Source organism: Jiulongibacter sediminis, from assembly GCF_001306455.1.
GTDB classification, from domain to species: domain Bacteria; phylum Bacteroidota; class Bacteroidia; order Cytophagales; family Spirosomataceae; genus Jiulongibacter; species Jiulongibacter sediminis.
Genome location: NZ_LGTQ01000005.1, coordinates 396,042 through 409,605 on the forward strand (window position 1 = coordinate 396,042; position 13,564 = coordinate 409,605).

At 41.9% G+C, this 13,564-nt stretch carries 7 protein-coding genes; 6 read left to right on the plus strand and 1 reads right to left on the minus strand.

Annotated elements, in window-relative coordinates; genetic code table 11:
• The 6 genes from AFM12_RS01725 to AFM12_RS01750 all read left to right on the plus strand — a co-directional run bounded on the left by AFM12_RS01725 (position 1) and on the right by AFM12_RS01750 (position 11,322).
• On the plus strand, positions 1–1,407 hold the full coding sequence (locus AFM12_RS01725) for an amidase (protein ID WP_055143550.1): 1,407 nt from the start codon (positions 1–3) through the stop codon (positions 1,405–1,407).
• 3 nt (positions 1,408–1,410) lie between these two features.
• Positions 1,411–4,728 (plus strand): bifunctional amidotransferase subunit GatB/aspartate--tRNA ligase AspS, encoded by a 3,318-nt coding sequence (gatB/aspS, locus tag AFM12_RS01730; protein WP_055143551.1) that lies wholly within the window; start codon positions 1,411–1,413, stop codon positions 4,726–4,728.
• 242 nt (positions 4,729–4,970) lie between these two features.
• Positions 4,971–6,209 carry a DUF819 family protein gene (locus AFM12_RS01735; RefSeq protein WP_055143552.1) on the plus strand — a complete coding sequence of 413 codons (1,239 nt, stop codon included), beginning with the start codon at positions 4,971–4,973 and terminating at the stop codon, positions 6,207–6,209.
• A gap of 42 nt (positions 6,210–6,251) precedes the next feature.
• The gene (locus AFM12_RS01740) at positions 6,252–7,736 is read left to right on the plus strand and encodes a capsule assembly Wzi family protein (RefSeq protein ID WP_055143553.1); all 1,485 of its coding nucleotides are present in this window, start codon (positions 6,252–6,254) and stop codon (positions 7,734–7,736) included.
• 68 nt (positions 7,737–7,804) lie between these two features.
• Positions 7,805–9,592: a translation elongation factor 4 gene (gene lepA, locus AFM12_RS01745; RefSeq protein WP_055143554.1), complete on the plus strand. Its 1,788-nt coding sequence runs from the start codon at positions 7,805–7,807 to the stop codon at positions 9,590–9,592.
• Between the two features lie 89 nt (positions 9,593–9,681).
• Positions 9,682–11,322 carry a dihydrolipoyl dehydrogenase family protein gene (locus AFM12_RS01750; RefSeq protein WP_055145050.1) on the plus strand — a complete coding sequence of 547 codons (1,641 nt, stop codon included), beginning with the start codon at positions 9,682–9,684 and terminating at the stop codon, positions 11,320–11,322.
• Between the two features lie 57 nt (positions 11,323–11,379).
• Here AFM12_RS01750 and AFM12_RS01755 read toward each other — a convergent pair whose 3' ends face one another.
• A complete protein-coding gene (locus tag AFM12_RS01755; protein WP_055143555.1) occupies positions 11,380–13,497 on the minus strand; it encodes a Tex family protein in 2,118 nt (705 codons plus the stop codon).
• Between the last annotated feature and the right edge of the window lie 67 nt (positions 13,498–13,564).

The following is a 13,564-nucleotide window of genomic DNA, read 5'->3' on the forward strand; positions in this document are numbered from 1 at the left end:
ATGAGTTCAGATATTCGTCAGCTTCATGATGATTTGGTGCAGGGCAAAATAATTTGCACTGCTTTGGTAAAATCAAAAATTGAGGAGCTCAAAAGCAGTAAAGAAAATACAGCCAATTACCTTCTGGAAGACTATGCTTTGCAAAAAGCAGCAGCGGTAGATGCCAAACTTCAAAAAGGTGAGAAGATAGGTTTACTTGAAGGAATTCCTTTTGGTTTGAAGGATGTTTATCTTCTTCAGGGCCAACCGGCTTCAGCAAGCTCAGATTTTCTCAAAAATTACATTTCGCCTTATACCGCCACTGCAATTCAAAAGCTTTTGGATGCCGGAGCAATACCGATTGTAAAAGAAAACTGTGACAGTTTCGGGCATGGAAGTTCTACTGAAAATACGGTTTTCGGTGCAGCTAAGAATGCCTGGGATAAAAATAAGGTAGCTGGTGGAAGTAGCGGTGGAAGTGCTGTCAACGTTGCAAAAAAATATACAACATTCTCCATCGGTGGTGATACGGGAGGCTCTATTCGGCAACCTGCCGGATACAATAAGGTGTATGGGCTAAAACCTACCTACGGTCGTATTTCTCGTTATGGAATTATGGCTTACGCTTCATCAACAGATGTTGTAGGGCCTATCGCGAGGACGATTGAAGATATTCGGATTGTCCTCAATACCATTAGCGGTAAAGATTACCATGATCAAACCACCTACGCTTCTGAAGCTGTTTCAGAAGAAAAAGTGAATGATCTGGCCGCTGCGAAGAAATTAAAAGTAGGGTATTACAGAAGTTTTCTTGAAAGTAAAGCCTTAGATGCCTCCTTCAAGAGCAGTTTTGAGGATTTATTGAAAAAACTCAAGGAGCTGGGTATTGAAGTGAAACCTCTTGATTTCTTTGAAACGAACACCTTAGTTTCCACTTATTATACTTTGGCTATGGCCGAAACAGCCTCAAACCTTGCCCGTTTAGATGGTACCAATTATGGTAACCGGGCTGAGGCCGAAAACCTGAAAGAAATCTACGCCCTCACCCGCTCAGAAAATTTCACGGAGGAAACCAAAAGGAGAATTGTGGGTGGTAATCAAGTGCTTTCTCAAGGGCACTCTGAAGAGATTTATAACAAAGCCAGAGCCGTAAGGGACGAAATTGATGATCGTTTTGCCGAGGAGTTTGAGGCCGTAGATATCGTGCTTTCTCCGGTCACGCTGGGGCCTGTGCCTAATGTAGGCGAAACTCTGAAAGACCCGTTAGCCATGTATTTGTCAGATGCTTACACTGTTGGATTTAGTCTTGGTGGTTTACCAACACTTACCGCTCCAACAGGTACAGAAACGGGAATTCAGATTACAGCTGCGAAAAATGGAGAGGAAAAGGTTCTTCAATTTGCCAACCTCTTAAAAGACCTACAGTAAAAGATGGATATAGAAGTATTATCACAACAATTAGAGGAGGCTGGTCTTGAGCTCGTTATTGGTTTAGAGACTCATATTCGTCTTAATACCAAAACAAAGCTTTTCTGTTCATGCCCAAATGAGGAGACAGAAGAGCCCAATACCAATATCTGTTCTGTGTGTACTGGTCAGATGGGTGTTTTGCCGGCTATAAATGCTGAGGCCATCAGAAAGGCCATTTATTTCGGTAAGGCGGTTAATTCCAGTTTTAGCAATGAAGTAATTTGCTGGGATAGAAAGCATTATGAGTATCCTGATCTTCCGAAAAACTTTCAGCTGACTCAATTTCAGCGGCCCATCATTCCTGATGGCTCAGTAGAGTGTTACCGTGATAACGGAACGACTTTTAAAGTAGACATTGAGCAGGTTCATATTGAAGAAGATGCGGCTAAGCTTATGCACGAACGTAAACAAACGCTGGTTGACTTCAATAAAGGTGGAGTTCCACTTATAGAGGTAGTTACAACGCCTTGCATCCGTAATATCAAGGATGCCGCCACATATGCACAATACCTTCAAAGAATCGTTCAGAATCTGAATATCTCAGAAGCTAACCTCGAGAAGGGTGAATTCAAGTCTGACGTTTCTGTTTCCTTACGGAAGAAAGGAACAGAAGACCTGAACCCAAGAACTGAAATCAAAAACCTGAACTCCTTCAAGTTCATGATGGAGGCTTTGGTAGAAGAAGTGGCCAAGCAGTTTAACTATTACACGGAGAATGGCAAGTTCAGACCTGATCAAACAACGGTGCTTTTTGACGCGGTATTGAAGCAAACTAAAACCATGCGTAAAAAGGAATTTGCGGCCGACTATCGCTATGCTTTAGAGCCGGATATTCCTTTTGTTGATATCCGAAAAGAAATTGAGGAGATCGCAGTTGATCATAGCTTGTTACCTTTTGCTATTGAAAGTACATTGATCAATGGTGGCGTTCGACCGCAGGATGCTAAATTTTTTACCTCAGATGCTGACCGCTCAAACTTGTTTTTGGCGATCAATTCGGCGTTGGAAGATACGGCTTTCGTTGCTAAAACTTTACTCAATAACCTCAAACCAGAGGATTACGAGAAGATTGAAAAGCCTTCAGCTCTTACCGAAATGTTTGCCGAGTTAAAAAGTGGAAATATCACAGTTATCTTGTTGCAGGACGCTATCAATGCATACCTGAATGATGCTCAATTTGACTATCAAGCTTATTTTAAAGAGAACAGTATTTCTGATTCTTCGATAGATGATAGTGTTCAAAAAGTTATTGAGGAGAATGGAGATATAGCGGAGGAGATTAAGGCGGGGAATCAGGGTAAAGCCGGAATTCTTGTTGGTAAAGTGCTTCAAATCATTGGAAAGGGTGCTTCTGGTAAAGTTATTCGTGAGAAAATTTTAGATGCCCTAAATCCTGAAAAGGCTGCTGCTCAGGAGAAAGCTAAGTCAGAAGGTCAGACTTCTTCAAAGAAAGTGGTGGAAGAAGATGATTCGCGATTCAAAGAAATCGTAGTCAAAGACCTTTATAGAACCCACAAAAACAATCAAATTACACAGGAGCTTCTCAATAATGAAATAACTGTAGCAGGTTGGGTGGCAAGTGTCAGAGATCACGGCGATCTGGTCTTCGTCGATCTCAGAGATAACAGTTATGAGGTTCTTCAAATCAGGTTGGATAGAGCTCATTTTGATAATCTCGATGACCTTTCTCACCTGAAAGCTGAGTCGGTGATTATGTGTACAGGTGAAATTATCAAACGAGCTGAAGATGATTTCAATCCTGGCATAAAAACGGGAGAACTGGAATTAGATGCCCGATCGGTAGAGGTTTTGAATGCCTCTAAGACTTTACCTTTTGAAATCAAGAGGGCAGCAAAAACTGGTGAGAATGTTCGTTTCAAATATAAGTTTCTGGATCATAGAAGTGCAGAAAACAGAAGAGCTATAATCAATCGACATAAGGTGATTAAGCTGATCAGAGATGTACTGGATTCAGAAGAGTTTATAGAAGTAGAAACTCCGATTTTAACGGCCGGAACAGACGAAGGAGCCCGTGAGTTTATCGTTCCAAGCCGTAATTTCCCTGGTCAGTTTTATACTTTACCTCAGGCCCCGCAGCAGTTTAAGCAAATGCTGATGGTGGGTGGTTTTGAAAAGTATTTCCAGATCGCTCGTTGTTTTCGGGATGAAGATAGTCGAGGAGACAGACAGCCTGAATTTACGCAGCTTGATATTGAAATGGCCTTTGTGAGCATGCAGGATATCATTGATGTGAATACCCGCCTTTTCAATGAAGTTGTCACTAAAGTCTACGGAAACAAGTGGAGGCTCTTCCCTTTTAAAGTGATTTCTTACTATGAGGCCATGGAAAAGTATGGTTGCGACAGACCTGACCTTCGATTCGGTCTCGAAATGCAGGACATCACTGAAATTGTAAAAGAAACTGAATTCCAGGTTTTTGCCAAACCAATTGAGGAAGGTGGAATTGTAAAGTGTATCAAAGTAGGAGGTGATCTGCAAAAGAAACGTCTCTCTAAAGGACAAATTGAGAAATTGACATCAATTGCTCAGGAGCATGGATTGGGCGGGCTTGCCTATATCATTGTTAATGAAGATGAATTGCAGTCACCGATCATTAAATTCCTTGGTGAAGACATTTGTGAAAACATTATCAAAGCCACGGAGGCAAAAGTTGGAGACATTGTTTTCTTCTCAGCAGCGGAGTATAGCGTTGCCAATAAGGCTTTGGATGCAGTAAGGCAGGAGTTAGGTCAGATTCTCAACCTGATTAACCCAAAAGAGCTTCATCCGGCTTGGGTTGTTGACTTCCCGTTCTTTGAGAAGACTGATGAAGGTAGATGGACTTTTACACACAATCCTTTCTCAATGCCTAAAGTGGAAGATATTGAGAAACATCTCAAAGGAGAGGATGTAGGAAGTATTATTGCCCAGCAATATGACATGGTACTTAATGGCTATGAGATAGGAGGAGGGTCAGTTAGAGCTCATAAAGCAGAAATTCTTGAAGCGACCTATAAAAATATGGGTTATGACAAAGAAGAGATGCGGAAAAGTGTAGGACATATGTATGATGCCTTCCACTACGGTGCACCGCCGCATGGTGGTATAGCATGGGGTGTGGATAGACTGATGATGATTTTGGAAAAGAAAAACAGCATCAGAGAAGTGATGGCATTCCCGAAAACAGGTTCAGGAGAAGATTTGATGTTTAACAGCCCAAGTGTGCTGTCTGATAAAAAAATCGCAGAAGCCAATATCAAAAGCACAGCAAAGAAGTAGGTCAATAAAGGAAGTATTGAGTTCAGATTTTAAGAGTTTTCTCTTAGAATCATTCAAAAAATGCATTTTAGCCTAGAGCGAATGCAAAAAATGTTGACTCAATTAATAATTTATTCCTATTTTTACGCAGCTAAAGATATTATTTGGTTTTTAGTTTGTTGATGAAGTGTAATTGCGACACGCAGTCTCTGATAGGGACTGTGTGTTTTTTTTATATAGCTTTGGAAAAACAAAACTGATGGATGCACGAAGGAGCACTGATTCAAAATGATGCTGTTGTTATTGGACTATTGTTAGTCCTGCTGTATTTCATTTTCCAAACGAATAAGTATGGAGGAAAGGCCTGGCAAGGCTTTTACAAGTTTTTCCCACCCATCTTATTGTGCTATTTTATTCCTGGAGCTTTGAATTCGCTAGGTGTCATTTCAGGAGAAACCTCTCAGGTTTACCCGGTGGTTAGTCGTTACTTTTTGCCTCCATGTCTGCTTCTCTTTACCCTTAGTTTAGATATTCACATGCTGAAAAAGTTAGGCTTTAAAGCTGTTTTAGTCTTTTTAGCCGGTACTCTTGGTGTGGTTTTAGGTGGTCCTTTGGCCGTACTAATGGTAAAGTTAATTAGCCCGGAAAGCTTTAACGCTGAAACATGGAAAGGGCTTTCAACAGTTGCCGGAAGCTGGATAGGTGGCGGGGCAAATCAAACAGCATTGAAAGAAGTTTTTCAACCTTCGGCGGTTCTTTTTTCTCAATCTGTGGCTGTTGATATCCTTGTTGCTGAAAGTTGGTTAGCCGTACTTCTATTAGGCGTGGCTAATAAAGAAAAGTTAAATCGTTTTTTTGGTGGTGGCACTGATCTCATTGAGGAGATTAAGGAAAAGTTAGCGGGTGAGGCTGAGAAAAAGAGTAGAATACCGGCTTTTGAAGATCTGATGAAAATTCTGGCGGTGGGCTTTGGAGGAACCGCTATTGCCTATTTGGTATCAGACGCTATTGCACCCTTTATCGAGGCAAATTACCCCGAGCTTTCTCAGTTTAGTTTAACCTCAGGCTTCTTCTGGGTCGTCGTCATTGTGACTTTGATTGGTATAATTTTATCTCAGACTAAAGTCAGAGAAATTGAACATGTGGGTGCCAGCAAAATTGCCACGGTATTCCTGTATATTTTGATAGCTTCTATAGGTATGCAGATGGACCTCGTGGCTGTTAGAGATAACCCTTATCTTTTTCTGGTCGGTTTTATCTGGATTATAATTCATGCACTTTTTGTAGTGGCAGCAGGCAAACTGTTGAAAGTACCTTACTTTTTTGTGGCTGTGGGTTCACAGGCAAATGTTGGAGGTGCGGCTTCGGCTTCAGTAGTGGCAGCCGCCTATCACCCGGCTCTTATTTCAGTAGGTGTTATCCTCTCGGTTTTGGGTTATGCCGTTGGCACCTATGCTGGATTTGCAACCGCTCAATTGCTTCGTATCGCCTCAGGTTATTAATGGCTTAATAATTGTTATCTTCATAAGGTGTATCTAACACTTATGAGAGGTTTACAATGCTTACTACTATTTATTCTATCCCTGGTAAAGGGGACGGAAGCCTATGGTCAGCCTGATAGCTCTAAAGTTAGAAACAAGTTTCACTACGGTTTTGAAATCGGCTCGTTTTTTAGTCTCAATAATAAGATTCCGTTTTGGCAAAAAGCCAATCAGTTTGGAGCTGTTCCTCAAAGTGGTAATTCGCTTTATTTTCGGCAAATGATTGAATCAAAGACGGATACTTCTGTAGGCTTCTTTCATGCAGATTATTGTTTGGATCTGGCCACGGTCGTTGGAGAAAAGCCTATGATTATTATTCCTGAGGCTTTTTTGAAACTGAATTTTGGACCATTTGTAATTTCCGGAGGGCGATTCAAAGAAGTTCTTGGCTTGGTGGATTCAACACTAAGCAGCGGGTCAATCACATGGTCGGGTAATTCTCTTGGAATTCCTCAGGTGAGAATAGCCATACCAGAATACACCAAGCTATTTGTTCCCTGGCTAGGTTTCAAAGGTCATTACTCCCATGGCTGGTTTGGTGATCAGGTGTCGGTCAAAGATTACTATTTACACCAAAAAGCTTTGTACGGAAGAATAGGCTCAGATAAATCAAGACTACGAGTTTATGGTGGATTGCTTCACCATGTTCAATGGGGAGGCGAGCCTAAATATGGTCCAAGTGGCCCGGGAGATGATCGTTTTACAGATGGGGCTTTTGCTGAAGATTGGTTCACGTATGGTCAGGTTGTTTTCCCTTTCAGAGCATTACGCGAAGATACCACAGGCTATGGGGATTTCGAACTAATGAATCGTTTTGGAAATCATATTGGTCAGATAGACATCGGAGGAGACATAAACCTCGGGAGTATGAATTTGTTGGTTTACAAACAAAACATTTTTGAAACGGGTCAAACATTCTCCAGCTTGACCAATATGGATGATGGACTTTATGGAGTTGCAATAAAGTCAAGAAGGGAGGGTACCGTTTTCAAACGTTTAGTTTTGGAGTATTTGAGAACCACCAATCAGGGCTCATACCGTTCTGGTTTGCCAAGGTTACTGGGTTTGCCAGATCGTTATTTCGGCACCGAGACCTACTATTTCAATCATATGCAATACATTGATGGCTGGGCGTATGAGAGTGAAACTATAGGAACACCACTCCTCGTGCCCCAGGAGGAAATAAGACCTGAAAAACAAAGCTACCCTGATGCCGTCTTTTACAATAATAACAGAATCATCGCGGCATATGCAGGCCTCAATGTCAGACTAAACTCCATTGATTTGACAAGTAGAGTTTCTTACAGTCGAAATTATGGTGCTCTGTTTACGCCAATTCCTCCGGTAGATCAGATGTCAATGGCGGTGCAGGCGGCTATTCCGTTAAAAAATAAAAATGCCTTTTTAAAGGTCAATATCGGTATAGATCAGGGCGACCTGATTAACGATAATTATGGTGCCCAAATCGCCTATCAAAGATTTTGGTAAGCGTTCTTCTTTTCTCTGCATTTGTGGTATTTTTGCACAGCTTTAAACATTCAAAATTAGACTTCTGAGTGAAGAATATTCGTAATTTTTGCATCATTGCACATATAGATCATGGCAAAAGTACATTGGCCGACAGGCTGTTAGAGTTTACCGGTACTGTAACCCAGCGTGAGATGCAGGCCCAGCTTCTTGATGATATGGATCTGGAGCGTGAGCGAGGCATCACCATAAAGAGCCATGCTATTCAAATGGATTATCTCTTCAATGATGAAAAATATACCCTCAATCTGATTGATACTCCTGGCCACGTAGATTTTAGTTACGAGGTTTCTCGCTCAATTGCGGCTTGTGAAGGTGCTCTTTTGATTGTGGATGCTGCTCAAGGGATTGAAGCTCAGACAATAAGTAACTTGTTTTTAGCTCTTGAGCATAATCTTGAGATTATTCCGGTGATCAATAAAATTGATTTACCCGGGGCTATGATTGAGGAAGTGAAGGATCAGGTGGTGGATTTGATTGGAATCGATCCTGACGATATCGTTCTGGCCTCGGCCAAAGAGGGAATAGGTATAACAGATATTCTTGAAGCTATCGTGAATCGTGTTCCGGCTCCAAAAGGTGACCCTGAAGCACCACTTCAAGGTTTGATCTTTGACTCTGTATTTAACTCTTATCGCGGTATTGAAGTTATTTTCCGGGTGAAAAATGGCTCAATCCGTAAAGGAGATAAAGTTAAATTCATGGCTACAGGTAAAGAGTATGAAGCTGATGAAATCGGGAGCTTGAAACTCAAAAAGCAACCGAAAGATGTTATTGAATGCGGAGATGTTGGATATCTGATTTCTGGTATCAAAGTGGCCAAGGAAGTCAAAGTAGGTGATACCATTACGCATGTTTCAAAATCTTCGCCTCAGATGATCAAAGGTTTTGAGGAGGTTAAGCCAATGGTATTTGCGGGTATTTATCCTGTAGACACTACTGATTTTGAGGAATTAAGAGAGTGTATGGAGAAACTCCAGCTCAATGACGCCTCATTGGTATGGGAGCCTGAAACATCGGCTGCTCTCGGCTTCGGTTTCCGTTGTGGTTTTCTGGGAATGCTTCATATGGAGATAGTTCAGGAAAGGCTTGAGCGGGAGTTTGACATGACGGTGATAACCACCGTACCATCAGTAAAATTTTTGATAACGAACAAACGTGGCGATGTGATCCCGGTATCTGCACCATCAGAAATGCCGGATCCCAACCTGATCCAAAAACTGGAGGAGCCTTTTATCAATGCACAGATCATTACTGCGGCCGAATATGTTGGTCCAATCATTACGCTTTGTATGGATAAACGGGGAGTCATTAAAAATCAGGTTTATCTGACCTCAAACAGGGTTGAGCTTACTTTTGATATCCCTTTGGCTGAAGTCGTTTTTGACTTTTTTGATAAGCTAAAGTCTATTTCCAGAGGTTATGCTTCACTTGATTATAGTTTGTCGGGATACAGAGAATCACACCTTGTTAAACTGGATATTCTTTTGAACGGAGACCCTGTGGATGCCTTATCGGCGATTGTTCACCGTGATAAAGCCTATGATTGGGGTAAAAAACTTTGTGAGAAACTCAAAGAGTTACTACCGAGGCAGCAATTTGAAATTGCGATTCAGGCTGCAATTGGTGCTAAAGTTATTGCTCGTGAAACGGTTCGGGCAATGCGTAAAGACGTTACAGCCAAATGTTATGGTGGTGATATCTCCAGAAAACGTAAGCTTTTAGAGAAGCAAAAGAAAGGGAAAAAACGTATGCGTCAGATTGGCTCTGTGGAAGTGCCACAAGAAGCGTTTATGGCTGTATTGAAAATAAATTAAGGTTTTTTTGACCGCATTCTGCCTGTTTTGGGCATGATGTCTTATTTTTGGAACCTGTTTAAGAAAACTTGAAATCCTATAAAATTATTATGGCAGAGGTAATCAGAATGCCCAAAATGAGCGATACGATGGAAGAAGGCGTAATCGCTGCATGGAATGTGAAGGTTGGAGATAAAATCAGTTCAGGTGATATTCTTGCTGAGGTTGAAACCGATAAGGCCACCATGGACATGGAGTCTTATTATGAAGGAACGCTCCTTTACATTGGGGTTGAGAAAGGTGATGCCGTGCCGGTGAACTCTATTATCGCTGTAGTAGGAGAAGAAGGAGAAGACTACAAAAGCCTTCTGGACGGTGAAGGAGGAAGCGGAACTAAAGAAGAAGCTGCACCTGCCAAAGAAGAAGCAGCCGAGGCTGCTCCTGCACAATCATCTGAGAAGATAGACACTTCAGGTATCAAAGCTCAATTGGTAAAAATGCCTCTTTTGAGTGATACCATGACAGAGGGTGTTATTCATGCCTGGTTAAAGAAAGTAGGGGATAAGGTGGAAAGTGGCGATATGCTTGCCGAAATAGAGACCGATAAGGCTACTATGGAGCTTGAAGCGTATGAAGAGGGAACTTTACTTCATATCGGTGTGAAAGAGGGAGAAGCCGTTCCGGTGAACTCAGTAATAGCCGTAATTGGTGAAGAAGGGGCTGATTTTGAAACTTTGTTAAAAGCTGAAGCTCAGGCTGATGCTGCTCCTGTCAAGGAAGAGAAAAAAGAAGCCGCACCTGCTGCTGCTTCCGAAGCAAAGAAAGAAACTCCTTCGGCTGAGAAGAAGGAAGCCGCTCCTGCAAGTTCGTCAAAGTCTGCAGGAGGAAGAATACTGGCCTCTCCTTTGGCTAAAAAACTAGCTGAAGAAAAAGGAATTGATATTGCTTTAGTTGATGGCTCCGGCGAGGGTGGAAGAATCATCAAAGTTGACATTGACAATTATGTACCTGCGGCGGCTCCGGCGGCGGCAGCTCCTGGTGCCATGGCAATGCCAACAGGCTCAGAATCTTCTGAGGAGATTAAACTGACTCAGATGAGAAAGGCTATCGCCAGAAGTCTTACAGATTCTCAGTCAACGGCTGTGACATTCCAGCTGACCATGGAAATTAACATGGATAAAGCTATGCAGGCCAGAGCTTCGATGAATGAGATTTCTCCGGTTAAGATCTCTTTCAATGATCTTGTGGTTAAGGCTTGTGGTGTGGCACTACGTCAACATCCGAATGTTAACTCTTCATGGAGGGATGATCATATTCGCAGAAATAAGCATGTACATATCGGAATGGCTGTAGCCATTGAAGATGGTCTTGTGGTTCCTGTAATTAGATTTGCAGATACACTACCACTTTCTACTTTAGCAGCGACAACCAAAGACTTGGGTGGAAAAGCCAAAAGTGGAAAACTTCAACCAGCTGACTGGGAGGGTAATACTTTCACCGTAAGTAACCTTGGAATGTTTGGTATTGAGCAGTTTACCTCAATTATCAATAATCCGAAAAACGAATCTTGTATTCTTTCGGTAGGTGGTATCAAAGAAACTGTGGCTGTGAAAAACGGCGAGTTTTATGCCACGAACATCATGAAAGTCACCATGACTTGTGATCACAGAGTGGTAGATGGTGCCACAGGTGCGGCTTTCCTGGTAACCTTGAAGCAATTGCTTGAGGATCCGGCCAGAATGTTGGTATAAACCTTCGAAAACAGATATTAAAAAGCCCGAATGAGTCTCATTCGGGCTTTTTACTTTTTAAACCTCCTTCATACTCAGCCCTATCCTCTTACGGCCGGCATCTACTTCCATCACTTTAATTTTGACTTTTTGATGCACTTTTACCACTTCATTTGGGTCTTTGACAAAACGATTAGCCAAATGTGAAATATGTACGAGTCCGTCCTGATGGACTCCGATATCAACGAAACAGCCAAATGCAGTAATGTTGGTTACTATACCCGGCAAGACCATTCCCTGATGTAAGTCTTCAATTTTATGAACATTACCAAACTCAAAGGCTTCCAATTCCTCACGCGGATCTCGGCCAGGCTTTGAAAGTTCTTCCATAATGTCGGTTAGTGTTGGTAAACCAACCTCATGATCAACATAGTTTTGTAGCTTAATTTCTTTTCGCAACGATTGGTTTTCAATTAACTTCTCAACGGTAACTCCTTTGTCCTTGGCCATTTTTTTTACCAAACCATATCTTTCGGGATGAACTGCCGTATTATCCAGTGGATCTTTAGCTCCTCTGATTCGCAGAAAACCTGCAGCCTGCTCAAAAGCCTTGTCGCCGAGTCTGGGTACTTTTAATAAATCTTTTCGGCTGGAGAATTTGCCGTTTTTACTTCGGTAATCAACAATGTTTTGAGCAAGTCCCGGTCCAAGGCCTGAAACATAACTTAGAAGGTGTTTTGAGGCGGTATTGAGTTCAACTCCTACAGAGTTTACGCAGCTTTCTACAACGGTATCAAGGCTTTCTTTGAGCATTTTTTGGTTGACATCATGCTGATATTGACCAACCCCAATAGACTTCGGATCTATTTTAACGAGCTCTGCTAAAGGATCTTTGAGTCGACGGCCAATAGAAACAGCTCCACGAACAGTGACATCTTTTTCCGGGAACTCCTCGCGTGCCACAGCTGATGCAGAATAAATAGAGGCTCCCTGCTCGGAAACCACAAAAATCCCACTTTTGACCTCAGGATTTATACTTTTTATAAACTGTTCGGTTTCTCTGCTGGCTGTGCCGTTCCCAATGGCCACGGCATCAATCTTATAGTCTTTGACAAGTTTTTTTACAACCTGTTCTGCCTCCATTTTCTTGGTAGTCGGGTAAATTACGGTATCATACAAAAGGTCTCCAAGTTCGTTAATGACCACTGTCTTACAGCCCGTTCTAAATCCCGGATCAATAGCCAATACTCGTTTTTGTCCTAAGGGAGCAGCCAGAAGTAGTTGACGCAGGTTGGTTGCGAAAATCTCTATAGCTGCCTCGTCAGCAATGTCCTTACTGATTCCGGCAAATTCATTTTCAACTGAAGGGCTAAGTAAACGTTTGAAAGAGTCGTCAATGGCCATTTCAACCTGTTCTTTACAAGCGGGCATTCCTTGCAGGTACTGACTGTCAAGTGCATTGATAGCCTTTTTGTCCTCTATTTCAATATTAACCTTCAGAAAACCTTCCTGCTCACCACGCCTGATGGCTAACAAGCGATGTGATGGTATTTCTTTAAGTTTCTGACTGAATTCAAAATAGTCTTTGTATTTCTGCCCTTCAGTTTCTTTTCCTTTTTTGACTTTTGAGTTTAGAATGGATTCACGTTCGTAAATACGTCGAATTCTGTTTCTGGATTCCAGATTTTCATTGATCCATTCAGCCATAATATCCCGGGCCCCTTGTAATGCTTCTTCTTCATTGGGTACCTGATCATTAATATATTGACCTATAATAGGAGAGAGGTCTCTTTCTTTTTGCTCAAAAATTCGCTTTGCTAAAGGCTCCAGGCCTTTTTCAATCGCAATAACCCCTCTGGTTTTTCTCTTCTGTTTGTAAGGCAGATACAGGTCCTCCAGTTCTTTAAGATGCAGAGCGGCATTGATTTTCTTCTCAAGTTCCGGGGTTAGTTTTCCCTGTTCCTCAATACTCTTTAAGATGGCTTCCCTTCTTTTATCCGCTTCCTGAAACTTTTCAAAATGCTTTTTGATATCTGCAATCTGAACTTCATCAAGGCCGCCGGTACGCTCTTTTCGGTATCTGGCAATAAATGGAACAGTAGCACCTTCCTCCAGTAACTTTATAACGCTGGTGGCTGAGGAAGAAGAGACATTTAATTCGCCGGTAATATAGCTGAGTTGAGCACTGTTTAGCATGTTATTTTATTTGTTTAATCCAACCAATATGGTTTGAAAAGCATTAAGTATGTACAGTAGAACGACA